This is a genomic window from Streptomyces sp. R-07 (genome assembly GCF_049913175.1).
GTDB lineage: Bacteria > Actinomycetota > Actinomycetes > Streptomycetales > Streptomycetaceae > Streptomyces.
Map to the genome: position 1 here is coordinate 3,897,458 of NZ_CP183978.1, position 23,573 is coordinate 3,921,030.

Consider the following 23,573-nt stretch of genomic DNA (forward strand, 5'->3'; position numbering starts at 1 on the left):
CGACGAGGAGTTGGTCCATCCATGGCCACCGCTCAGCTGACCACCGACCGTCTGGCCGAGAAGCACCGGTCCACGCTCGACCAGGCGCTCGACACCATCCGCACGCGCGCCTACTGGTCGCCGTACCCCGAGCACCCCAAGGCGTACGGCGCGGACGGCTCTCTCGACGCGGCGGCGGGGCTCGCCGCCCACCAGTCCCTGCTGAACACCCGCTTCGACCTCGACCAGCCCGGCACGGACGGCTGGACCGGCGGCGAGATCTCGCCGTTCGGCCCGTCGCTCGGCATCGAGTACCCGCACGCCGACGTCGACGTGCTGCTCCCCGCGATGCGCGCGGGCATGGGCGCCTGGCGGGACGCCGGCGCCGAGACGCGCGCCCTGGTCTGCCTGGAGATCCTCGCCCGGATCTCCGCCCGCACCCACGAGTTCGCCCACGCCGTCATGCACACCAGCGGACAGGCGTTCATGATGGCGTTCCAGGCCGGCGGCCCGCACGCCCAGGACCGCGGCCTGGAGGCCGTGGCGTACGCGTACGCGGAGCAGACCCGCACGCCCGCCGGGCGGGCCGGCTGGTCCAAGCCGCAGGGCAAGCGCGACCCCCTGGAGCTGAGCAAGGAGTTCACCCCGGTCGGCCGCGGCATCGCCCTGGTCATCGGCTGCAACACCTTCCCCACGTGGAACGGCTACCCGGGCCTGTTCGCCTCCCTCGCCACCGGCAACCCGGTCCTGGTCAAGCCGCACCCGCGCGCGGTCCTCCCGCTCGCGCTCACCGTGAAGGTCGCCCGCGAGGTGCTCGCCGAGGCCGGCTTCGACCCGAACCTGGTCGCGCTCGCCGTCGAGCGCCCCGGCGAGGGCATCGCCAAGACCCTCGCCGTCCGCCCCGAGATCCGGATCATCGACTACACCGGTTCCACCGCCTTCGGCGACTGGCTGGAGACCAACGCCCGGCAGGCCCTGGTCTACACCGAGAAGGCCGGCGTCAACACGGTCGTGGTCGACTCCACCGACGACTACCAGGGGATGCTGGGCAACCTGGCCTTCTCGCTGTCCCTGTACAGCGGCCAGATGTGCACCACCCCGCAGAACCTGCTGATCCCCCGCGACGGCATCACCACCGACCAGGGCCCGAAGTCGTACGACGAGGTCGTCGCCGACCTCGCGGCGGCGGTCGGCGGCCTGCTCGGCGACGACGCCCGGGCGAACGGCCTGCTCGGCGCCCTGGTCAACCCGGACGTGAAGGCGCGCCTGGAGGCCGCCGCCGGGCTCGGCGAGGTCGCGCTCGCGTCCCGCGAGGTGGTCAACCCGGAGTACCCGGACGCCGTGGTCCGTACGCCGGTGATCGTGAAGCTGGACGGCTCGAAGCCGGACGCCCAGGCCGCGTACTTCTCGGAGTGCTTCGGCCCGGTCTCCTTCGCCGTCTCGGTGGACTCCACCGCCGACGCCCTGGAGCTGCTCCGCCGCACGGTCCGTGAGAAGGGTGCGATGACGGTCGGCGCCTACACGACGTCGGCGGACACCGAGCGCGCGGTGGAGGAGGTCTGCCTGGAGGAGTCGGCCCAGCTCTCGCTGAACCTCACGGGCGGGGTGTTCGTGAACCAGACCGCCGCGTTCTCCGACTTCCACGGCTCCGGCGGCAACCCGGCGGCGAACGCCGCGCTGTGCGACGGCGCCTTCGTCTCCAACCGCTTCCGGGTGGTGGAGGTCCGCCGCCAGGCCTGATCCACGGCCTCGTGGAGGCCCTCCGGGGCCTCCACGACACCCGGCGCCCAGCTAGGGCGCCTCGATCTCCGCGTACCGCTGCACCCACGCGTGCATCGCGATCGCGGCGGCCGCGCCCGCGTTGATCGACCGGGTCGAGCCGAACTGCGCGATCGAGCAGACCATCTCCACGTGGGCGCGGGCCTCCTCGGTGAGACCCGGGCCCTCCTGCCCGAAGAGCAGCACACAGCGGCGGGGGAGCACGGTCCGCTCCAGCGGGACGGCGCCCGGCAGGTTGTCGATCCCGATGACGGGGATGCCCTCGGCCGCCGCCCACGAGGTCAGCGACTCGGTGTCCGGGTGGTGGCGGACGTGCTGGTAGCGGTCGGTGACCATGGCGCCCCGCCTGTTCCAGCGGCGCCGGCCCACGATGTGGACCTCCTTCGCCAGGAAGGCGTTGGCGGTCCGTACCACCGAGCCGATGTTGAAGTCGTGGCCCCAGTTCTCCACCGCCACGTGGAAGTCGTGGCGTCGGGTGTCCAGGTCGGCGACGACCGCCTCGCGCGTCCAGTACCGGTACCGGTCCACGACATTGCGCCGGTCGCCGCCGGCGAGCAGCTCCGGGTCGTACCGCTCGTCCCGCGGCCACGGCTCCGGGTGCGGCCCGACGCCGATCTCGGGGCCGAACCCCTCGTCGTACTGAATCGGCTCTGGCTGCTCTTCGGTGGTGCTCACCCGACGAGGGTACGGGGGCCGTGCTCCTCGCCCGCACGGCGCTGCTCGGGCAGCGCTTCGACGGGGGTCCGCTTCAGCAGCCGGTCCCTGCCCCGGACCACCTGGGCGCCCAGCGCCACCAGGAACGCCGTCGGCAGGAACACGGCGTCGGCGGAGATCATCGCGAGCGAGAAGACCGGCAGGCCGAGGAGCACCGCGATCCCGGCGTGCTCCAGCATCATCGCGACGAGGAGGACGTTCTTGACCTTGCGGTTGAAGAGCGTGAAGGGGAACGCGACCTGGACGATCACCGTGCCGTAGGTCAGCAGCATCACCATGATCCCGCTGGCGCCCAGCAGGTCGGAGAGGGCCGGCCAGGGCGCGAAGTAGTCAAGGTGGAGCGGGTAGAACAGCGCGGTCCCGTCCTGCCAGCGCGAGCCCTGGATCTTGTACCAGCCGGCCGTGGCGTAGATCAGGCAGACCTCCGCCATCAGCACGACGAGGACACCGTTGTGCGCGAGGTTGGCGAGGGCGTCGAGCAGGGTGCGCGGCTCCCCGGGTGCGACGCGGCGGACCAGCCACCACAGCCCGTTCCCGAGCCACAGCACCCACAGCAGCACCGGCACCCACCACTCGCCGCTGACATCGCTGAACCAGGTGGCGGCGAGGAGGAACCCGCCGAGCACGGTCCACAGCAGCGGTCCGACGACATCACGGCGCGGGGGCTCCCCGGCACGGGCCGCGCGGGCCTCGCGTGCGGCCCGCCGGGCGTCGAGGGACCACACCCGGCCGCAGCGGGTGAAGACGAGGTAGATCGCGGCGAGGTGGAGGACGTTGTCGCCGCCGTCACCCACGAAGACGGACCGGTTCTGCAGCGAGAGCACGCCGACCATGAAGACCACGGACACGGCCCGGGTCCGCCAGCCCACCAGGAGCAGCGCGGCGGAGAGCACCGCGAGCCCGTAGACGACCTCGAACCAGACCCGGCCGTCCGACCACATGAGCACGGTGAAGGCCCGGTTGTCGGCGATCAGCCGCTGCGCAAGATCCCAGGACCAGGGGCCGTCGGGACCGTACAGCAGGTGCCGGTGCGGCAGCTCGCGCAGCAGGAAGAGCAGCCAGGTCAGCGAGAAGCCGATCCGTACGATCGCGCTCTGGTACGGGGCGAGGGTCCGGCCCGTGACGGTCTGCACGGCGCGGGCGAGCCGGCGGTCGAAGGGCTCGCGGGCACGCGCGGGCGTGGCGGGGGAAGTGCTCATCGGCCCGCCTCCGTGCGGCTCGCGCCGGCCTCGGCGGACCGGTCGGCTTCGGTGATCCTCCACCACGGGAAGTCGCGGTAGGAGGGGGTGGACCGGGTCTTCTCGGTGCTCCACCGGGCGGCGGGGACGGGCCGGGAGACGGTCCGGAGCTGGACGCGCCGCACGTCGGGCCCGAGGGCCCGTCCGTCGGGGCCTTCGAGGGCGTCGAGCCGGAGCATCGCGATCCGGCGCATGTACTGCTCCGAGAGGGTCCCGCGCAGCCCGTTGGGGCGGTTGTCGCCGGTGTGCGTGTTCAGGTAGAAGTCCACGGCCCTGCGGAGCTGGTTCTGATGCGCGTGGCTGGGCATCGGGTTGTGGCGGATGGCCTCGATGTCCTGGGCGGTGAGGTCGATCCAGCCGGTGGTGCGACGGCCGCCGCCCGCGGTGGCGAGCTCGGCGCGGAGCTCGACGGAGACGTTCGTCTGGAGCGGATTGGGCGCGAAGAGCTTCCAGTTCTGCTCGAACTCGGGGTAGATCCAGTCGTCGACGGCCTCGCCGTGCCGCTTGGTCAGCGTGTTGGACGGCGCCACGTGCAGGAACACCATCGCCAGGTGGACGCAGGCGAACACTCCGGCGACGGCGAGCGCCACCGCGACGACCACCTGGTACGGCAGCGAGAGGGCCATGATCCCGACGCCGCGACCGGCTCCGGTCCCCTCGGCCTCGGGAGGACCGGCAGGGGCCTCCGGAGGGGTGACCGGCGGGTTCTCGGGGGGTCTCCGCCCGTCGTCACTCACCTCGACCGCGTCCTTTTCGACGTACGCGTCCATCCCGCCCCGATCCCGATCGGCCCACCTCGGTTATCCACAGGGTTGACACCATACGGGCCGCCGACCCACCATTGAAGTCATTCAACCGAACGATCGGTCGGTAGGGGGTCTGATGACCGCAGTGACGGCAGGGACGACAGGGACCACGGGCACGCCCGGCGCGTCGGACACGGCCGTGGCGGCGGAGCAGGCCGCCTACGAGGCCGTGTTCGACGCCGCCGTCGCCGCGGACGAGCGGATCGAGCCGCGCGACTGGATGCCCGAGGCCTACCGGGCCTCCCTCGTCCGGCAGATCGCGCAGCACGCCCACTCCGAGATCATCGGCATGCAGCCCGAGGCGAACTGGATCACCCGGGCGCCCTCGCTGCGCCGCAAGGCGATCCTCATGGCCAAGGTGCAGGACGAGGCCGGCCACGGCCTGTACCTGTACAGCGCCGCGGAGACCCTCGGCACCAGCCGGGACGAGCTGCTCGACAAGCTCCACGCCGGCCGCCAGAAGTACTCCTCGATCTTCAACTACCCCACGCTGACCTGGGCCGACGTCGGCGCGATCGGCTGGCTGGTGGACGGCGCCGCGATCACCAACCAGGTCCCCCTCTGCCGCTGCTCCTACGGCCCGTACGCCCGCGCGATGGTCCGGGTCTGCAAGGAGGAGTCCTTCCACCAGCGCCAGGGGTACGAGGCGCTGCTCGCCCTCTCCCGCGGCACCGAGGCCCAGCACGCCATGGCACAGGACGCGGTCGACCGCTGGTGGTGGCCCTCGCTGATGATGTTCGGCCCTCCCGACGACGAGTCGACCCACACCGCCCAGGCGATGGCCTGGAAGATCAAGCGGCACTCCAACGACGAACTGCGGCAGCGCTTCGTCGACATCGCCGTCCCGCAGGCGGAGGCCCTCGGCCTCACCCTCCCCGACCCCGACATCCGGTGGAACGAGGAGCGCGGGCACTACGACTTCGGCCCGATCGACTGGACCGAGTTCTGGGACGTCCTCAAGGGGAACGGCCCCTGCAACGACCAGCGGCTGAGCAAGCGGCGCCAGGCCCACGAGGACGGCGCCTGGGTCAGAGAAGCGGCGGCGGCCTACGCGCAGAAGCACACCGGAAAGCACGGGGAGGCACAGGCATGACGAGCGACGGTTGGCCGCTGTGGGAGGTGTTCGTGCGCTCCCGCCGCGGACTGTCCCACACCCACGCGGGCAGTCTCCACGCACCCGACGCGGAGATGGCCCTGCGCAACGCCCGCGACCTGTACACCCGCAGGTCCGAAGGCGTGTCGATCTGGGTCGTCCCCTCGACGTCGATCACCGCCTCCTCGCCCGACGAGAAGGACCCCTTCTTCGAGCCGGCCGCGGACAAGCCCTACCGCCACCCGACCTTCTACGAGATCCCCGAGGGGGTGAAGCACCTGTGACCGCCACCACCGACACCGTCACCGCCGCCGCGGCCCTCGCCCTCGGCGACGACGCCCTCGTGCTCTCCCACCGCCTGGGGGAGTGGGCCGGCTCCGCCCCCGTCCTGGAGGAGGAGGTCGCCCTGGCCAACATCGCCCTCGACCTCCTCGGCCAGGCCCGGGTCCTGCTCTCCCTCGCCGGCGACGAGGACGAACTGGCCTACCTCCGCGAGGAGCGCTCCTTCCGGAACGTCCAGCTGGTCGAGCAGCCGAACGGCGACTTCGCCCACACCATCGCCCGGCAGCTCTACTTCTCCACCTACCAGCACCTCCTGTACGGGCAGCTGGCCACCGGAGACGGCCCCTTCGCCGGCCTCGCGGCCAAGGCCGTCAAGGAGGTCGCCTACCACCAGGACCACGCCGAGCACTGGACCCTGCGCCTCGGCGACGGCACCACCGAGAGCCACGAGCGGATGCAGCGGGCCTGCGACGCCCTCTGGCGGTACACCGGCGAACTCTTCCAGCCCGTCGACGGCCTCGGCCTGGACCTCCCCGCCCTGGAGACCGCCTGGCTGGACTCGGTCACCGACATCCTCGGCCGGGCCACACTCACCGTCCCCTCCGGACCGCGCACCGGCGCCTGGAGCGCGGGCGCCGGCCGGCAGGGCCTGCACACCGAACCCTTCGGGCCGATGCTCGCCGAGATGCAGCACCTGCACCGCAGCCACCCGGGGGCGACATGGTGACCATGACGGCCCTGGAGGAGGAACTGAGCCGCATCGCCGGCTCCGTCCCCGATCCGGAGCTGCCCGTCCTCACCCTGGAGGAACTCGGCGTCATGCGGGGCGTGCAGGTCCTCGGCCCCGGCCGGGTCGAGGTCTCCCTCACCCCCACCTACACGGGCTGCCCCGCGATCGAGGCGATGGCCTCCGACATCGAGCAGGCCCTCCACGAGCACGGCGTACCGGACGTCTCCGTCGTCACCGTCCTCGCCCCCGCCTGGTCCACCGACGACATCAGCGAGGAAGGACGGCGCAAACTCACCGAGTTCGGCATCGCCCCACCGCGCCCCCAGGGACCCGCCGGCGGCCCCGTGCCGCTGACCCTGGCGATCCGCTGCCCCCACTGCGGATCCACCGACACCGAGCTCCTGAGCCGCTTCTCCTCCACCGCGTGCAAGGCCCTGCGCCGCTGCACCGCCTGCCGCGAACCGTTCGACCACTTCAAGGAGTTGTAGATGGAGTCCTCAGCCGCCGGACGGGCCGGATTCCATCCACTCCGGGTGAGTGAGGTCGACCGCCTCACGGACGACTCCGTGGCCGTCACCTTCGCGGTCCCGCCCGAACTCCACGAGACGTACCGGCACCTCCCCGGCCAGCACCTCGCCCTGCGCCGCACGGGCGAACAAGGCGAGGAGATCCGGCGCACCTACTCGATCTGCGCCCCCGCATCCCCGGCCGGCGAACCCCCCGTCCTGCGCGTCGGCATCCGCCTGGTCGACGGCGGCTCTTTCTCCACGTACGCGCTCAAGGAACTGGCCGTCGGCGACCTCGTCGAGGTCATGGAACCGATGGGCCGCTTCGCCCTCACCCCGCGCCCCGGCCACTTCGCCGCCGTCGTCGGCGGCAGCGGCATCACCCCGGTCCTCTCGATGGCGGCCACCCTGCTCGCCCGCGAGCCCGAGGCCCGGTTCTGCCTGATCCGCAGCGACCGCACCGCCTCGTCCACGATGTTCCTCGACGAGGTCGCCGACCTCAAGGACCGCCACCCGGACCGCTTCCAGCTGGTCACGGTGCTCTCCCGGGAGGAGCAGCAGGCGGGTCTGCCGTCCGGCCGCCTCGACCGCGAGCGGCTCGCCGAGCTCCTGCCCGCGCTGCTGCCGGTCGACACGATCGACGGCTGGTTCCTCTGCGGACCCTTCGGACTCGTCCAGGGCGCCGAGCAGGCACTGCGCGGACTGGGCGTCGACCGCGGCCGGATCCACCAGGAGATCTTCCACGTCGACGACGGCTCCGCGCCCGCCCCGGCCCCCGCGGCCGACGCCCCGGCGCACGCCACCCTGACGGCGACCCTGCACGGCCGGTCCGGCACCTGGCCGGTGGAGCAGGGCGAGACGCTCCTCGACACCGTGCTCCGCGCCCGCGCGGACGCCCCGTACGCCTGCAAGGGCGGGGTGTGCGGCACCTGCCGCGCCTTCCTCGTCGGCGGAGAGGTGCGCATGGACCGCAACTTCGCCCTGGAGCCGGAGGAGACCGAAGCCGGATACGTCCTGGCCTGCCAGTCCCATCCGGCCACCCCGGACGTGGAGCTGGACTTCGACCGCTGACGAGTCCCGAGCGCTGACGGAGCGGTGGCGCCGCCGAAGTGCGGTCGGCGCCACCATTCCCTTCCCCTAGAACCTGTTCTATCTTGACGACCCGTCAGGAAGACCGGGGTCGACAACGGGAAGGCAGCACCGTGGACTTCACCTTCACCGAAGAACAGCAGGCGGCCGTCGAAGCCGCCAAGGCGGTCTTCAAGGACGTCACACCCGACGCGGTCCCCAGCCCCGCCCTCACCCCGGGCGCCGTCGCCGAGGACCTCGACCGGCCGCTCTGGTCCCGCCTCGCCGCCGCCGACCTCCTCGGCCTCGCCCTGGCCCCCGAGCACGGCGGCGCCGGACTCGACCCCGTCGCCCTCTGCCTCGTCCTGCGCGAGTCCGCCCGCGTCCTCGCCCGCGTCCCGCTCCTGGAGACCTACGCCGTCGCCATGACCGTCGAGCGGCACGCCCACCCCCACACGGCCGCCGAGCTCCTCCCCCGGGTCGCCCGCGGCGAACTCGTCCTCACCGCCGCCGCCCACGGACGCACCGGCCACGAACCCGCCGACCGGGCCGTCACCGCGCGCCGCGACGGAGCCGACTGGATCCTCGACGGCCTCCAGACCGCCGTCCCCTGGGCCCACGGCGCCGACCTCATCGCCGTACCGGCACACACCGCCGAGGGCCGCACGATCCTCGCGCTGCTGCCCCGCGCCCACGAAGGCCTCGGCCTCACCGGCCAGTACTCCACCAACGGCGAACTCCTCGCCGAACTGGACCTCGCCGCCGTACGCGTCGACGCCACGCACGTCATCGACACCGACGACGCCTGGGAGTGGCTGCGCTCGCTCCTCACCACCGGAACCTGCGCGCTCGCCCTGGGACTCGGCGAGGCCGTCCTCGCCATGACGAGCCAATACACCGGAAAACGCGAACAGTTCGGCCACCCCGTGGCCACGTTCCAGGCCGTCGCCGTCCAGACCGCCGACCGCTACATCGACCTGCGCGCCATGGAGGCCACCCTCTGGCAGGCCGCCTGGCGCCTCTCCAGCGGCGCGGACGGAGCACTCCCCGCGGCGGGGGACGTCGCCGTCGCGAAGATCTGGGCCTCAGAAGGCGTCCGCCGTGTGGTGCAGACCGCCCAGCACCTGCACGGCGGCTTCGGCGCCGACACCGACTACCCGCTGCACCGCTACCACGCCTGGGCCAAGCACCTCGAACTGTCCCTCGGCCCCGCCGCGGCCCACGAGGAGGCCCTCGGCGACCTCCTGGCCGCCCACCCCCTCGGCTGACGCCCCGGAAAGCGTCAGAGAACGAAGGCCGGGCTGCCGCTCTCCGTCACCATCGGCCGCCCGGCACCGTCCCAGGCGAGCATCCCGCCGTCGACGTTCACCGCGTCGAAGCCCTGCTGCACCAGGTACTGCGTGACCTGCGCCGAACGGCCGCCCACCCGGCACATCACAAAGGCGCGACCGCGCTCGGCCACGGCCTCCGTCACCTCACCGAAGCGGGCCACGAAGTCGCTCATCGGCACGTGCAGCGCGCCCTCGACATGACCGGCCGTCCACTCGTCGTCCTCCCTGACATCCAGCACCAGGGCATCCGCCGGCACGGAAGCCGCGTCCACCGAGGGCAGCGGGGAGAAATTCATGGGACAGGCCTTCTCTCGTCAGAACCGCCCGAAGGAATCGGGCGCACAAAAAATCTACTGCACCAGCTCCGCCAGCTCGCCCTCCCGCTCGGAGACCTGCGCGAGCAGCTGCTCGGCGATCTCCTCCAGGAGCCGGTCCGGGTCGTCCGGCGCCATCCGCAGCATCGCGCCGATCGCGCTCTCCTCCAGCTCGCGCGCCACCGCCGACAGCATGTCCTTGCGCTCGGCCAGCCACTCCAGGCGCGCGTACAGCTCCTCGCTCTCGCTGAGCCGCTCCTCGGCCGGCACCGGTCCGGCCTCCCACTCCGCGGAGAGCTCACGCAGCAGCGCCTCGTCGCCCCGGGCGTAGGCGGCGTTCACCCGCGTGATGAACTCCTCGCGCCGCCGCCGCTCGTCGTCCTCACGCGCCAGGTCGGGGTGGGCCTTGCGGGCCAGCTCGCGGTAGAGCCTGCGGGCCTCCTCACCGGGGCGCACCCGCTTCGGCGGCTGCACCGGCCGGTCGGTGAGCATCGCGGCGGCCTCGGGGGAGAGGCCGTCGGTGTCGATCCACTCGTGGAACAGCTCGTCCACACCGGGCATCGGCAGCACCGCCGCCCGCGCCTCCTGCGCCCGCCGCAGATCCTCGGGATCGCCGGTACGCGCCGCCCGCGCCTCGGCGATCCGCGCGTCGAGCTCGTCGAGCCGCGCGTACATCGGCCCTAGCTTCTGATGGTGCAGCCGCGAGAAGTTCTCCACCTCGACCCGGAAGGTCTCGACGGCGATCTCGAACTCGATCAGCGCCTGCTCGGCCACCCGCACAGCCCGCTCCAACCGAGCCTCAGGCCGCTGATCCCCAACCTGCTGCTCCACAGGCTGCTGGTCACCGGCCTGCTGCTCCACAGGCTGCTGGTCACCAGCCTGCTGCTCCGAGGACTGCTCGGCCTCGGGCCGCTCGTCCCCGGGTCCCTCGTTCACACCCTGGTCCACGCTCACGTCCACGCCCGCCAAGTCCTCGTTCCGCCTCGTCCCACTCAGCCTACGGTCCTCGGGGGGGGCCTCCCCCCCTCCCTCCCCCTCCCTCCCCTCCCCCCTTGTCCTGCTCCACGCCCCCGATGGACGTCAGACGCCCAGTTCCGCCGCTATTCGGCCCGTGCGCACGGCCGAGAGCAGGTCGGCGTGGTCCGCGGTCGTGCGGTCCGCGTACGTGACGGCGAAGGAGGCGACGGCCTCGTCGAGCTCCTCGTTCTTGCCGCAGTAGCCGGATATCAGGCGCGGGTCGGCGCTGTGCGCGTGTGCGCGGGCGAGCAGGGCGCCGGTCATCCGCCCGTAGTCGTCGAGCTGGTCCTCGGTGAGGGCGGCGGGGTCGACGCTGCCCTTGCGGTTGCGGAACTGACGCACCTGGAACGGCCGCCCCTGGACCGTGGTCCAGCCCAGCAGGATGTCGCTGACGACCTGCATCCGCTTCTGTCCGAGCACCACGCGCCGCCCCTCGTGGCCGGCGTCCGGGACCGTGAACCCGGCGGCCGCCAGGTGGGGCAGCAGGGCCGACGGCCGGGCCTCCTTCACCTGGAGCACCAGCGGCTCGCCCCGGTGGTCGAGGAGCAGGACCACATAGGAGCGGGTGCCGACGCTCCCGGTGCCGACCACCCGGAAGGCCACGTCATGGACGGCGTACCGGGCGAGGAGCGGCAGTCTGTCCTCGGACACGGTCTCCAGGTACGCGCCGAGGGAGTCGGCGACCTCGGCCGCCTCGGCGTCCGGGACCCTGCGCAGCACCGGGGCAGCGTCCACGAACCTGCGGCCGCCGCCCTCGGCGTCCGTCACCACCTCGGTCGACCGGGCGGCGAACCGGGCGCTCGTGTTGTTGCGGGCCTTGGCGGAGACCCGCTCCAGGGTGCCGAGGAGGTCGCGGGCGTCGGTGTGCGAGACGAGTTCCTCATCGGCGATCGCGTTCCAGGCGTCGAGTGCGGACAGCCGGGCGAGCAGGCGCATGGTGCGCCGGTACGCGCCGACGGTGTCGAAGGCGGCGGCCCGGCACAGGTCCTCGCTCGCTCCCACCTCCCGCCCGGCGAGGACGAGCGAGGTGGCGAGGCGCTTGAGGTCCCATTCCCAGGGGCCGACGACGGTCTCGTCGAAGTCGTTGAGGTCCATGACGAGCCGGCCGCGCGCGTCACCGTAGAGGCCGAAGTTGGCGGCGTGCGCGTCTCCGCATATCTGGGCCGTGATCCCGGTGACGGGCGTCCCGACGAGGTCCTGGGCCATCAGCCCGGCGGAACCGCGCAGGAAGGCGAAGGGGCTCGCCGCCATCCTGCCGACCCGTATCGGCGCGAGTCCGGGGACGCGGCCCCGGCTCGATTCCTCGACGGCGCGCACGGCGTCCGGGCGGTCGGCGCCGAGGCCCGGCCGGTCGTGCGAGGAGCGGGGCACCCGCTCGCGCAGCTGCTTGCCCCGGTCCCTGGGGGAGATCCCGGTGCCGGTGGCGGCGCGGCGCGCGAACCCCGGCACGTGCGGGATGCGCGCCCCGCCCTGCCCGCCGTCCGTACCGCGCTGTCCTGGCACGACGGCCCGGATCTCGTCCATGGGACGCCCTCCCCCGATGCGATGTCCAACATCATCCGGCCCCGACCGTACCGCCGTTCCGGATCGACCGTCTCCCCCTGTGGACAACGCGCCCAGGACCCTGTGGACAACCCCGGAACCCACCCGCGGGCCGAGCCCTCGGACCCCGCCCTCAGGCCCAGCCCTCAGACCGCGACGGCCTCCTCCATCTCCTCCTCGACCTCTTCCCTGGCCCGGGCATCGGCATCGGCATCGGCATCGCGGTCGACACCGGCAACGCCACCAGCACCGCCACCGCCACCAGCACCGCCGCCGCCGGCACCCGCCCCGGCTGCCGCGCTGCGAACACCTCCCGATACCTGCCCCTGACCGGCCGTCTTCCCGCGCCGGGCCTCCGTGAGCCCGGCGAGGACGACGAGTGCGGCACCGGCGAGGAGCCAGAGGGCGAGGACGAGGACGTTCCCGCCGAGCCCGTAGCCGTCGAAGTAGACGTGGCCGCGCACTCCCTCGACGAAGCCCGCGCCGTTCCAGAAGGCGTGCAGCGCGCCGAAGAATCCGGGCTGGAGCTCGGGCCGGTAGATGCCTCCGGAGCTCGTGAAGTTGAGCATGACGAAGAGCACCATCACGCCGAGCGTGGTCCAGCGGCGCAGGAAGGTGTGCAGGCCGACACCGACGGCCAGGATGCCCGCCGCGTACAGCCAGGACATGGCCCACACTCCGCCGAGCCCCTGGTCGACCAGGTGGAAGAGCGGCCCGGCGAAGAGGGTGCCGATCAGGCTGACGACGAGCGACATGCCGGCGGCGAGGAGGGCCCTGATCCGCATGGGGAGGACGGCTCCGGCTCCGCCGATGACGGCGACCGAGGCGTACGCGCCGATGCTGAGGGCGACGAGCAGGAAGAAGACGCCCTGGCCCGTGGGGTCGCCGGATGCGGTGGGGGCGATGTCGGTGACCTTGAGCGGGGCGTCGTGGGTGGCGGCGACCTTGGTGAAGACCTTCTCGACCGCCATGGCGCTCGTGTCGGAGGAGCCCGAGGCGACGAGCAGTTCGGGCTTCTCGCCGGGGATGTAGGCGCCGAAGCTGCGCTGCTCGCGCAGAGCGGAGACGGCCGTGTCCCGGTCGGTGACGGTACGGACGTCGAGGGCGCCGGCGCCCTTGTCCTGGAGCGTCTGGGCGAGGACCTGCGTGGTGGGGCCGGAGCCGACGACGTCGACGCGCAGATCGTGGGGTTCGGGCGCGTGGAAGGCACCGAGGTAGGCGAGCCCCATGCCGATGCACATCAACAGCGGGGTGAGCAGATGTCCGAGGACATGTCGCAACGCACCGCTGGTGTTCGGTCCTGCGGACACCGAGACCTCCATGGTTGGCTTTTACAACTAAAGAACCGTTGTACTATACAACCGAAAGCTCGCAGCGGGCGAACAGCGCCCGAACGACGACGGGAGCGCACGATGACCGGCGGCGCACAGCCACCCCGTGAGGCGTCCGTGGACGTCATCCAGCGCGAGCTGACGGCCTTCGCCCGCCGGGCCCGTGCCGCGGCCGCCCGGGTCCACCCCGAGCTCCCGCTGGTCTCGTACACGCTCCTCGCCCACATCGAGGAGCAGCGCGGCTGCCGCGCCACCGACCTCGCGGCCCACTACCTCCTGGACAAGTCGACGGTCAGCCGCCAGCTCGCGGGCCTGGAGAAGCTCGGCTTCGTCGAGCGCCGCCCGGCTCCCGAGGACCACCGGGTGCAGGTCCTGCACCCCACCGAGGCCGGCACCCGGGTCCTCGCCGCGGCACAGACGAGCCGCCTGGCCGCCTTCCAGGAGCGTCTGGAGGACTGGCCGGCCGAGGACCTCGCCCGCTTCGCCGCGTACCTGTTGCGGTACAACGCGACGGCCACGAGCCCCGTCCCCGGCATCCCCTCGACGGGCTGAACCGCCGCCGCTCCCACAGCCTCCGGGCGCCCCTCGGCCACGGCTGCGGCTACAGTCCCGCGTCGCGCGCGAGGAGCGCCGCCTGCACCCGGTTCTCGCAGTCCAGCTTGGCCAGGATCCGGCTCACGTACGTCTTCACCGTGGCCTCGCTCATGTGCAGCCGTTTCCCGGCGTCCGCGTTCGAGAGCCCTTCGCCGAGCAGCGCCAGGACGTCGCGCTCCTTCTCGCTGAGCGCCGCGACCCGGGCTCGCGCCTCCTCGGCGCGCGCCGCCTCCCGGCCCGTCGCCAGCCGCTCCACCACGTGCCGGGTCGCGGCCGGTGACAGATAGGCGTCCCCCGCCGCGGCCGCCCGTACCGCCCGGATCAGTTCGGCCGGCGCCGTGTCCTTGAGCAGGAACCCGGCACCCCCGTGCTCCAGGGCCCGCAGCACGTTCTCCCGCTCGCCGAAGGTCGTCAGGACGATCACGCGGGCCGCGGGCGCCGCCCTGCGCAGTTCCGGCAGCGCCGAGAGGCCGTCGAGCACCGGCATCTGGATGTCGAGCAGCACCACGTCGGCGGCGTGCGCCCGCGCCGCCTCGACCGCCGCCCGACCGTCGGCCGCCTCCCCCACGACCTCGATCTCCGGGTCCGAGATGAGGATCATCCGGATCCCGGCCCTGATCAGAGGCTCGTCGTCGGCGATCACGACCCTGATGGGCTGCCCTGCCACAGCTTCTCCCCCACGCCTCCGGTACGGGTGGTTCAGCGCTACCGCTGCTCGACCACGTACGACTTCTTCTCGATCAGCTTGCCGTCCTTGAAGCAGAACCGGAAAACAGGCTCCTCCTCGAAGGTCTCGCCCGTCTCCGAGGACATCAGCACCAGGCAGCTGGCGCCCTCCGGCCGGGCGGGCCCCGTGCCGCCCAGTCCTGCCGTGGCTATGGTGTCGCCCGAGGGCAGCTGGTCGCGGACCTCCTTCTCGCTCATCCCGACCTTCACCGCCTCGTACTGGGCGGGGTCGATCATCCCGTCCTTGAGCGAACCCATCAGGAAGTAGAGACCGAAGCCCGCGGCCACCACCAGCAGGACGAGCGCCGCGAACGCGATCCCACAGCCCAGGGCGATCGCCCCGCCCGTGCTCCTGCCCCTGCCCCCACGCACCGCCATCGCCAGCTCCCGCTCCGTGAACGTCCAGTCGGCCGGTCCGACCGTGACCGGACGACCGTCGCCCACCAGCGGCTTCGTGGTCTGCTGCCGGAAGTCGTCGGCCGCATCGACCAAAGGCGCTGCCTCCGCGACCGGCGCCGCCCCGTACGGCAGCATCCCGGCCACCCGGAAACCCCCGCCGTCGGCCGGACCCGCGTGGCACATGCCGCCCACCAGCCGGGCCCGCTCGGCGAGCCCTGCCAGCCCCTGCCCGCCGCTCACGACGTCCTTCACCGGTCCGTCCAGCGGCTCCCCGTCGACGACCTCCACGACGAAGGTGTCCGGCTCGTACCGCAGCTCGACGCCGATCGGCGCCCCCGGCGCGTACTTGTAGGCGTTGGTCAGGGCCTCCTGCACGACCCTGTACGCGGCGTGGTCGGCGGCCGGCGCCAGCGGTCTCTCCTCCCCCAGCCGCCGCAGCCCGACCGAGGTGCCGGCCGCCCGGGCGGCCGCCACGAGCCCCTCGATGCCCGCGATCCCGCGCGCTGCCCGCCCCGTCTCGTCCCCGGCCGGCGCGGGCGCCGCCGCCGACCCGTCCTCCGCCGCGACCCCGTCGCGGAGTATCCCGACGACTTCCCGCAGCTCGTGCATGGCGGTCACCGAGGCGTTTCGCAGGACGCCGACCACCTCGCGCTGCCGATCGCCCAGGTCCCGGTCCACCTCGAGAGCCCCCGTGTGCACGGCGATCAGCGCCAGCTGGTGACCGAGGCTGTCGTGCATGTCCTGGGCGATCCGCTGCCGCTCGCGCAGCCGCGCCTGCCAGACCACCATGGTCCGCTCGCGCAGCAGCTGCGCGTTGCGCTCCTGGAGCGCGTGCAGCAGGGTCCGCCGCTGGGTCCAGTAGCGGTGGGCGAGGCCGGGGGCCAGCGTGGTGCCCAGGTAGTAGAGGGTCGCCATGAAGGCGACGGTGAGCAGCCGCTGCCGGTCCCAGGTCTCCAGGAGCGTCCCGCCGACGTTCAGGACGTAGGCGGCGATGAACGCGACCAGCGCCTGCCCGGCACTGGTGATGTACCGGCCGGACGACCAGCCGAGCACGATGAGCAGGGGCCCGAGGCCGGGTACGAAGGGTGTGAGCCCGGCGGTGAGGACGAGCACGCTCGCGGGGAGTCTGCGCCGCAGCAGCGACAGCACGGCCGCGCCGGCGGCGACCGCGGCCAGCCGCCATCCCTCGCCGCCCAGGAGCTCCTCGGTCCCGGCTGCGAGCAGCGCGACGACCACGGCGAGGGCCACCTCGCCGGTGATCCTGCGGCGCGACCACTGCCCGGGCACCGCGAACCAGTTCCACCAGGCGGCGGCCCTGGCCCCGATCTCCCGCGCGGTCCGGGTCCGCGACTTCGACATAGCGTCCACGCTCGAACCCTAGGCAGCGGCGGGTACCCCGGACGTCTCTCTTTCGTCTCGCCCTCCGAAGACAAAAGTCGTGCATACCCGGTCTCCGGCAGACGGAGAGCATGTTCGCCGCGCCGCCCCGACGTGGGAAGCCTCACATCCGTGCCGGCATACGCGGAAGCCCCGTAGGTCGATGACCTACGGGGCTTCCGTCTGGTGCGCGAGGGGGGAGTTGAACCCCCACGCCCTTTCGGGCACTGGAACCTGAATCCAGCGCGTCTGCCTATTCCGCCACCCGCGCATTGGGTGATCTCCCTGCACTCTCACTTTTCGGTGGGAGCGCCTGGCGACATCTGAAGATTAGCACGTCGCAGACCGTGGATTCACATCCGTTGTTTCGCCCCCGCTCCCGGAGAACAAGGAGAGGGAGGGACCTACGACGCGACCACGAAGGGTGCAAGCGGGGAGGAGTGAGGAACGCGTGGGAGGAGAGGAAGGAAGAAGGAGGGCGGAAGGGGACGGACCATCCCGGAACCCCGGCCCGAGCCTCGGCTCCCACAGCCGGGTGCGGGACACTGTCCACAGGCCGCCTCTACGATCCGTGGGGAAAGCCTGTGAGAGGTGACACTCGTCCACAGGGCAGAGAAGGGGAACCAGCCGATTTCCCGACGCGTGGATACGATCAGTAAGCAGTACCAGGGCGACAACGACGGAGGAGGTGCCCCATGGGAGTCCTGAAGCGTTTCGAGCAGCGTCTCGAAGGTCTGGTCAACGGCACCTTCGCCAAGGTCTTCAAGTCCGAGGTCCAGCCCGTCGAGATCGCCGGCGCGCTCCAGCGCGAGTGCGACAACAACGCGACGATCTGGAACCGCGAGCGGACCGTCGTCCCCAACGACTTCATCGTGGAACTGAGCACGCCGGACTACGAGCGTCTCAGCCCCTACTCGGGCCAGCTCGGCGACGAGCTCGCCGGCCTGGTCAGGGACTACGCGAAGCAGCAGCGGTACACCTTCATGGGCCCGATCAAGGTCCACCTGGAGAAGGCCGAGGACCTCGACACCGGTCTGTACCGCGTCCGCAGCCGCACGCTGGCGTCGAGTTCGTCACAGCCGCAGCCGCCCTCCGCGGGGCAGCAGCAGCACCAGCAGCAGCAGGGCCGCGGCGGCTACGGGTACCCCCCGGCCGGCGCCCCGCCCATGCCCGCCTCGCCGCCTCCCGGCGCGCCCGGCCACCGGCCGACGGCGCCCGCGGGACGCCCGGCGGGCGGCCCCGGATCCATGCCCGGCCCCGGCACCCACGCCGGAGCGGGCTCCGCGGTGCGCCGCTGGATCGAGATCAACGGCACCCGCCATCAGATCTCCCGCCCGACCCTGGTCCTCGGCCGCAGCACCGACGCGGACGTGAGGATCGACGATCCCGGCGTCTCCCGCCGGCACTGCGAGATCCGGACCGGAACGCCCTCGACGATCCAGGATCTGGGATCCACCAACGGCATCGTGGTGGACGGGCAGCACACCACCCGCGCTACGCTCCGCGACGGCTCGCGGATCGTCGTGGGCAGCACCACCATCGTTTACCGGCAAGCCGAAGGGTGAAGCGGGGGCAATGTCAGAGCTGACCCTGACGGTCATGCGGTTGGGTTTCCTGGCCGTTCTGTGGCTGTTCGTCATCGTGGCCGTCCAGGTCATCCGCAGCGACCTGTTCGGTACGCGGGTCACCCAGCGCGGTTCGCGGCGCCAGGAGGCGCGACCTCAGCAGAACGCGCGCCAGGCCGCCGCGCCTCCGCAGCAGCGTGGCCAGCAGAGCGCGGGGGGCGGGCGCCAGCGCCGCGGCGCCCCGACCAAGCTGGTCGTGTCCGAGGGCACCCTCACCGGCACGACCGTCGCCCTCCAGGGCCAGACGATCTCGCTGGGCCGGGCGCACGACTCGACGATCGTCCTCGACGACGACTACGCGTCCAGTCGCCACGCCCGGATCTACCCGGACCGGGACGGCCAGTGGATCGTCGAGGACCTCGGGTCCACCAACGGCACCTATCTCGACCGGACCCGCCTCACCACCGCCACACCGATTCCGCTGGGCGCGCCGATCCGCATCGGCAAGACCGTCATCGAGCTGCGGAAGTAGTACGAAAATGAGCGAGCGCAGCGAGCGAGCCGGGACGGGCCCCGCCAAAGGCCGTGCCGCGCTCCCGACCGGAGCGACTGAAGCGACCGGCGTGACCGGAGCGACCGGAGGGTGGGCAGTGTGGGTCGAGACCGGCTGTACCCCGATGCAGCGTCGACAGGGCAGGTGCGCATGACTCTGTCTCTGCGATTCGCCGCGGGCTCGCACAAGGGCATGATCCGCGAGGGCAACGAGGACTCGGGTTACGCCGGGCCCCGGCTGCTCGCCATCGCCGACGGCATGGGCGGCCAGGCCGCCGGTGAGGTCGCCTCCTCCGAGGTGATCTCCACGCTCGTCACGCTCGACGACGACGTCCCCGGCTCCGACATCCTCACCTCGCTCGGTACGGCGGTGCAGCGCGCCAACGACCAGTTGCGGATGATGGTCGAGGAGGACCCGCAGCTGGAGGGCATGGGCACCACGCTCACCGCCCTCCTGTGGACCGGCCAGCGGCTCGGTCTGGTGCACGTCGGAGACTCCCGCGCCTACCTGCTGCGCGACGGTGTCCTCACCCAGATCACCCAGGACCACACCTGGGTCCAGCGCCTCGTCGACGAGGGCCGGATCACCGAGGAAGAGGCCACCACCCACCCGCAGCGCTCGCTCCTCATGCGCGCGCTCGGCAGCGGCGACCACGTCGAACCCGACCTCTCCATCCGTGAGGTCCGGGCCGGCGACCGCTACCTGATCTGCTCCGACGGTCTGTCCGGCGTGGTCTCGCACCAGACGCTCGAGGACACCCTCGCCAGCTACCAGGGCCCGCAGGAGACCGTGCAGGAGCTGATCCAGCTCGCGCTGCGCGGCGGCGGCCCCGACAACATCACGGTGATCGTCGCCGACGTCCTCGACGTCGACGGCGGCGACACCCTCGCCGGTCACCTCAGCGACACCCCGGTCATCGTGGGCGCCGTCGCCGAGAACCAGGCGCAGCTGAACGACGGCGGGGCGATGCAGACCCCGGCCGGCCGCGCCTCCGGCCTCGGCCGCCCCGCACCGCACCAGCAGCCGCCCGCCGGCGGCTTCGGTCCGCCCGGCAGCGGCGACGACCACGGCTACGGCGGCATGCCTCCGCAGGGCTCCTTCGAGTCGTACACGGACGACGACTTCGTCAAGCCGCGCACCGGCCGCAAGTGGCTCAAGCGCTCGTTCTTCCTCGTCCTCGCCCTCGCCGTCGTCGGCGGCGGCCTCTACGGCGGCTGGCGCTGGACGCAGACGCAGTACTTCGTGGGTTCCAAGGACCAGCACGTGGCGCTGTACCAGGGCATCAGCCAGGACCTGGCGTGGGTGTCGCTCTCGAAGGTCGAGAAGGACCACCCCGAGATCGAACTCAAGTACCTCCCCGCCTACCAGCGGAAGCAGGTCGAGGACACGATCGCGGGCGGCAGCCTCGGCAAGGCCCAGACGAAGATCGCCGAGCTGGCCGTGCAGGCCTCGGCCTGCAAGAAGGCCGAGCAGCGTCACGCCGCCGCCGAGAAGGCCGCCGACCAGGCGAGCAAGCCGCCGGCCACCCAGAAGCCCGGCGACGCCGCCACCCCTGACTCCAAGCCCACCACAGCCGCTCCGTCCCCGGGTCCCAGCCTCACCGCGGAGGAGCAGAAGCTGGCCTCGAACTGCGGCAAGCAGTAAGCACCCGTAGGGGGCCTTTCACCACCATGAGCGTTGTCACCAACACGACCACCATCGGCGCGATCGAGGCGCCGAGCCGCCGCAACACCGAGCTGGCGCTGCTCGCGTTCGCCGTCGTCATCCCGGTGTTCGCGTACCTCAACGTGGGCCTGGCCATCGACGGCAAGGTCCCGGCCGGAATGGCCGGGTACGGCCTCGGCCTGGCCCTCCTCGCGGGCGTCGCGCACCTGGTGGTGCGGAAGTGGGCGCCGTACTCGGACCCGCTGCTGCTGCCGCTGGCCACCCTGCTGAACGGCATGGGTCTGGTGCTGATCTGGCGTCTCGACCAGTCGCCCCGGCTGATCGCCACGTCGATGCGCCGGTACCACAGCTTCAGCCCCGACGCCCCCAGCCAGATGATGTACTCGGCGATCGGCATCGCCATGTTCGTCGGTGTGCTGATGCTCCTGAAGGACCACCGTGTCCTCCAGCGCTACACGTACATCTCCATGGCGGTCTCCCTCGTCCTGCTGCTGCTGCCGCTCGTCCCCGGCCTGGGCGCGGACGTCTTCGGCGCCAAGATCTGGATCAACGTCGGCGGCTTCTCGATCCAGCCCGGTGAGTTCGCGAAGCTGGTCCTCGCCGTGTTCTTCTCCGGCTACCTGATGGTGAAAAGGGACGCGCTGGCACTGGCCAGCCGCCGTTTCATGGGGCTCTACCTGCCGCGCGGCCGGGACCTCGGCCCGATCCTGACGATCTGGGCGGTCAGCCTCCTCATCCTGGTCTTCGAGAACGACCTCGGTACGTCGCTCCTCTTCTTCGGCATGTTCGTGATCATGCTGTACGTGGCGACCGAGCGGACCAGCTGGATCGTCATGGGTCTGCTGATGGCCGTGGCCGGCGCGGTGGTCGTCGGCTCCACGGCCAGCCACGTGCAGTCGCGTGTGGCCGCGTGGCTCGACCCCTTCGAGTGCCTGAAGACGGCTCCCGAGGCTTCGAACATGGCCATGGCCTGCGACCAGATGACCCAGGTGCTGATGTCCCTCGGTTCCGGTGGCATCCTCGGCACCGGCCTCGGCCAGGGCAACTCGGACCTCATCGGCTTCGCCGCCAACTCCGACTTCATCTTCGCCACGGTCGGCGAGGAACTCGGCCTCACCGGTGTGATGGTCTTCCTGCTCCTCTACGGGCTGATCGTCGAGCGAGGCGTCCGCACCGCGCTCGCCGCCCGTGACCCCTTCGGCAAGCTGCTCGCGATGGGCCTGTCCGGCGCCTTCGCGCTGCAGATCTTCGTCGTCGCCGGCGGTGTGATGGGCCTCATCCCGCTCACCGGTATGACCATGCCCTTCCTCGCGTACGGCGGATCCTCCGTCATCGCCAACTGGGCCCTGATCGGCATCCTGATCCGGATCAGCGACACCGCGCGCCGTCCCGCGCCCGCGCCCGCACCGTCCCCCGACGCCGAGATGACCCAGGTGGTCCGTCCGTGAACAAGCCGCTGCGGCGGGTCGCGATCTTCTGCGGCCTGCTCATCCTCGCCCTGCTCCTGCGGGACAACTGGGTGCAGTTCGTCCAGGCCGAGGAGCTGAACACCAACCCCAAGAACACCCGTGTCCGTATCGCGCGGTACGCGAACGAGCGCGGCAACATCATCGTCGACGGCAAGCCGATCACCCGCTCGATCGACTCCAAGGACGAGTACTACAAGTTCAAGCGGACCTATGTGGACGGCCCCATGTGGGCCCCGGTCACCGGGTACGCCTCCCAGGCCTACGACGCCAACCAGATCGAGAAGATCGAGGACAGCATCCTCACCGGCAACGACGACCGGCTCTTCTTCGACCGCACCCTCGCCATGTTCACCGGCGAGAAGAAGAAGGGCGGCGATGTCATCACCACCCTCAGCGGCGCCGCGCAGAAGGCCGCCTTCGAGGGGCTCGGCGACAAGACCGGCGCCGTCGTCGCCCTCGAGCCGAAGACCGGCAAGATCCTGGCGATGGCGTCCACGCCCTCGTACGACCCCTCCACCTTCGCCGGCTACTCCGGCAAGGACGAGAAGGCCTGGCTCGCGCTGGAGAACGACAAGAACAAGCCGAAGCTGAACCGCGCGATCCGCGAGATCTACCCGCCCGGCTCCGTCTTCAAGGTCGTGACCGCCGCCGCCGCGCTGGAGAACGGCAAGGTCAAGGACATCAACGCGGCGACCGACACCCCCGAGGGCTGGAAGATCCCGCTCTCCAACCGGGAGATGGTCAACCATGCCAAGGGCTGCGCCAACGCCAGCCTGAAGCGTGCCCTCGACATCTCCTGCAACTCGGTCTTCGCGAAGCTCGGCGACGACGTCGGCCGCGACAAGATGGTCGAGATGGCCGAGAAGTTCGGTTTCAACGCCGAGCAGTTCACCCCGGTCCGCTCCTCGGCGTCCGTCTTCGACAAGAACGCCGACCGCGGCGGCAACGCGCTCTCCTCCATCGGCCAGTTCAACACCGCGACCACGCCGCTCCAGATGGCGATGGTCACAGCGGCGATCGCCAACGACGGCAAGCTGATGAAGCCGTACATGATCGACCAGCTGCGGGCCCCGAACCTCGACATCATCAAGCAGAACGAGCCGGAGGAGATGAGCCGCCCGGTCTCCCCGGAGAACGCGCAGCTGCTCCAGCAGATGATGGAGAGCGTCGTCACCAACGGCACCGGCGGCAACGCCGACCTGAACATGGACGGCGTGAAGGTCGGCGGCAAGACGGGTACGGCCCAGCACGGCGAGAAGAACGCCAAGCGTCCGTACGCCTGGTTCATCTCGTACGCGAAGACCTCCGAGGGCTCCCCGGTCGCGGTCGCCGTCGTCGTCGAGGACTCCGCGGGCACCGACCGCGAGGACATCACCGGTGGCGGTCTCGCCGCCCCGATCGCGAAGGCCGTGATGAAGGCGGTCGTCAAGACCCGGGGCTGACCCCCGGGACCCCGTGCGAGCCAGGTACCGGTCAGGTATCAGCTACCGGCCCC

22 protein-coding genes and 1 tRNA gene are annotated in these 23,573 nt (G+C 71.6%); 13 read left to right on the top strand and 10 right to left on the bottom strand.

Annotated features, from left to right (window positions below):
* Nucleotides 1–21: 21 nt before the first annotated feature.
* Nucleotides 22–1,719, top strand: coding sequence for a phenylacetic acid degradation protein PaaN (paaN, locus tag ACN9M0_RS17740; protein WP_426403888.1), 1,698 nt, complete (start codon nt 22–24; stop codon nt 1,717–1,719).
* Nucleotides 1,720–1,770: 51 nt separating this feature from the next.
* Here paaN and ACN9M0_RS17745 read toward each other — a convergent pair whose 3' ends face one another.
* From ACN9M0_RS17745 to ACN9M0_RS17755, 3 genes are read right to left on the bottom strand one after another with little or no spacing between them, the layout of a single operon-like run.
* Nucleotides 1,771–2,433 (bottom strand): TrmH family RNA methyltransferase, encoded by a 663-nt coding sequence (locus ACN9M0_RS17745; protein ID WP_399696213.1) that lies wholly within the window; start codon nt 2,431–2,433, stop codon nt 1,771–1,773.
* Nucleotides 2,430–3,671: an HTTM domain-containing protein gene (locus ACN9M0_RS17750; protein ID WP_426403889.1), complete on the bottom strand. Its 1,242-nt coding sequence runs from the start codon at nt 3,669–3,671 to the stop codon at nt 2,430–2,432. Before ACN9M0_RS17750 ends, ACN9M0_RS17745 begins: the two co-directional genes overlap by 4 nt.
* The gene (locus ACN9M0_RS17755; protein ID WP_426403890.1) at nt 3,668–4,480 is read right to left on the bottom strand and encodes a DUF5819 family protein; all 813 of its coding nucleotides are present in this window, start codon (nt 4,478–4,480) and stop codon (nt 3,668–3,670) included. The genes ACN9M0_RS17750 and ACN9M0_RS17755 overlap by 4 nt, the downstream gene beginning before the upstream one ends.
* 112 nt (nt 4,481–4,592) lie before the next feature.
* Between ACN9M0_RS17755 and paaA the strand changes: the two genes are divergently transcribed.
* From paaA to ACN9M0_RS17785, 6 genes are all read left to right on the top strand, one after another.
* Nucleotides 4,593–5,609 (top strand): 1,2-phenylacetyl-CoA epoxidase subunit PaaA, encoded by a 1,017-nt coding sequence (paaA, locus tag ACN9M0_RS17760; RefSeq protein ID WP_366036996.1) that lies wholly within the window; start codon nt 4,593–4,595, stop codon nt 5,607–5,609.
* The gene (gene paaB / locus ACN9M0_RS17765; protein ID WP_366036997.1) at nt 5,606–5,893 is read left to right on the top strand and encodes a 1,2-phenylacetyl-CoA epoxidase subunit PaaB; all 288 of its coding nucleotides are present in this window, start codon (nt 5,606–5,608) and stop codon (nt 5,891–5,893) included. The genes paaA and paaB overlap by 4 nt, the downstream gene beginning before the upstream one ends.
* Nucleotides 5,890–6,618: a 1,2-phenylacetyl-CoA epoxidase subunit PaaC gene (gene paaC / locus ACN9M0_RS17770; protein WP_366036998.1), complete on the top strand. Its 729-nt coding sequence runs from the start codon at nt 5,890–5,892 to the stop codon at nt 6,616–6,618. Before paaB ends, paaC begins: the two co-directional genes overlap by 4 nt.
* Nucleotides 6,612–7,109, top strand: a complete 498-nt coding sequence (gene paaD / locus ACN9M0_RS17775; RefSeq protein WP_086830481.1) for a 1,2-phenylacetyl-CoA epoxidase subunit PaaD — start codon at nt 6,612–6,614, stop codon at nt 7,107–7,109. The genes paaC and paaD overlap by 7 nt, the downstream gene beginning before the upstream one ends.
* A complete protein-coding gene (locus ACN9M0_RS17780; RefSeq protein ID WP_399696215.1) occupies nt 7,110–8,198 on the top strand; it encodes a 2Fe-2S iron-sulfur cluster-binding protein in 1,089 nt (362 codons plus the stop codon).
* A 131-nt stretch (nt 8,199–8,329) separates the two neighbouring features.
* On the top strand, nt 8,330–9,463 hold the full coding sequence (locus tag ACN9M0_RS17785; RefSeq protein ID WP_426403891.1) for an acyl-CoA dehydrogenase family protein: 1,134 nt from the start codon (nt 8,330–8,332) through the stop codon (nt 9,461–9,463).
* 14 nt (nt 9,464–9,477) lie between these two features.
* On the opposite strand, the gene ACN9M0_RS17790 is transcribed toward ACN9M0_RS17785, so the two are convergent.
* The 4 genes from ACN9M0_RS17790 to ACN9M0_RS17805 all read right to left on the bottom strand — a co-directional run bounded on the left by ACN9M0_RS17790 (nt 9,478) and on the right by ACN9M0_RS17805 (nt 13,721).
* Nucleotides 9,478–9,822, bottom strand: coding sequence for a rhodanese-like domain-containing protein (locus ACN9M0_RS17790; RefSeq protein ID WP_366037002.1), 345 nt, complete (start codon nt 9,820–9,822; stop codon nt 9,478–9,480).
* A gap of 54 nt (nt 9,823–9,876) precedes the next feature.
* Nucleotides 9,877–10,671 carry a hypothetical protein gene (locus ACN9M0_RS17795; protein WP_399696337.1) on the bottom strand — a complete coding sequence of 265 codons (795 nt, stop codon included), beginning with the start codon at nt 10,669–10,671 and terminating at the stop codon, nt 9,877–9,879.
* A 249-nt stretch (nt 10,672–10,920) separates the two neighbouring features.
* Nucleotides 10,921–12,381, bottom strand: coding sequence for a DUF2252 domain-containing protein (locus ACN9M0_RS17800; protein WP_399696216.1), 1,461 nt, complete (start codon nt 12,379–12,381; stop codon nt 10,921–10,923).
* 164 nt (nt 12,382–12,545) lie between these two features.
* A complete protein-coding gene (locus tag ACN9M0_RS17805) occupies nt 12,546–13,721 on the bottom strand; it encodes a hypothetical protein (protein ID WP_399696217.1) in 1,176 nt (391 codons plus the stop codon).
* Nucleotides 13,722–13,811: 90 nt separating this feature from the next.
* On the opposite strand from ACN9M0_RS17805, the gene ACN9M0_RS17810 reads away from it, so the two are divergent.
* Entirely contained in the window at nt 13,812–14,282 is a 471-nt protein-coding gene (locus tag ACN9M0_RS17810) for a MarR family winged helix-turn-helix transcriptional regulator (protein WP_366037005.1), read from the top strand.
* 49 nt (nt 14,283–14,331) lie between these two features.
* Here ACN9M0_RS17810 and ACN9M0_RS17815 read toward each other — a convergent pair whose 3' ends face one another.
* From ACN9M0_RS17815 to ACN9M0_RS17825, 3 genes are all read right to left on the bottom strand, one after another.
* Nucleotides 14,332–14,991, bottom strand: coding sequence for a response regulator transcription factor (locus ACN9M0_RS17815; RefSeq protein WP_366037006.1), 660 nt, complete (start codon nt 14,989–14,991; stop codon nt 14,332–14,334).
* A 38-nt stretch (nt 14,992–15,029) separates the two neighbouring features.
* Nucleotides 15,030–16,808 (bottom strand): sensor histidine kinase, encoded by a 1,779-nt coding sequence (locus ACN9M0_RS17820; RefSeq protein ID WP_426403892.1) that lies wholly within the window; start codon nt 16,806–16,808, stop codon nt 15,030–15,032.
* Nucleotides 16,809–17,010: 202 nt separating this feature from the next.
* A tRNA-Leu gene (locus ACN9M0_RS17825) sits at nt 17,011–17,097 on the bottom strand.
* 424 nt (nt 17,098–17,521) lie between these two features.
* Here ACN9M0_RS17825 and ACN9M0_RS17830 point away from each other — a divergent pair.
* The 5 genes from ACN9M0_RS17830 to ACN9M0_RS17850 all read left to right on the top strand — a co-directional run bounded on the left by ACN9M0_RS17830 (nt 17,522) and on the right by ACN9M0_RS17850 (nt 23,520).
* Nucleotides 17,522–18,391: an FhaA domain-containing protein gene (locus tag ACN9M0_RS17830; RefSeq protein ID WP_426403893.1), complete on the top strand. Its 870-nt coding sequence runs from the start codon at nt 17,522–17,524 to the stop codon at nt 18,389–18,391.
* A 10-nt stretch (nt 18,392–18,401) separates the two neighbouring features.
* Nucleotides 18,402–18,923: an FHA domain-containing protein FhaB/FipA gene (locus ACN9M0_RS17835; RefSeq protein ID WP_366037008.1), complete on the top strand. Its 522-nt coding sequence runs from the start codon at nt 18,402–18,404 to the stop codon at nt 18,921–18,923.
* Nucleotides 18,924–19,094: 171 nt separating this feature from the next.
* On the top strand, nt 19,095–20,588 hold the full coding sequence (locus ACN9M0_RS17840) for a Stp1/IreP family PP2C-type Ser/Thr phosphatase (protein WP_366037009.1): 1,494 nt from the start codon (nt 19,095–19,097) through the stop codon (nt 20,586–20,588).
* A gap of 26 nt (nt 20,589–20,614) precedes the next feature.
* The gene (locus ACN9M0_RS17845) at nt 20,615–22,057 is read left to right on the top strand and encodes an FtsW/RodA/SpoVE family cell cycle protein (protein WP_366037010.1); all 1,443 of its coding nucleotides are present in this window, start codon (nt 20,615–20,617) and stop codon (nt 22,055–22,057) included.
* Nucleotides 22,054–23,520, top strand: coding sequence for a peptidoglycan D,D-transpeptidase FtsI family protein (locus tag ACN9M0_RS17850; protein ID WP_366037011.1), 1,467 nt, complete (start codon nt 22,054–22,056; stop codon nt 23,518–23,520). Before ACN9M0_RS17845 ends, ACN9M0_RS17850 begins: the two co-directional genes overlap by 4 nt.
* Nucleotides 23,521–23,573 lie beyond the last annotated feature (53 nt).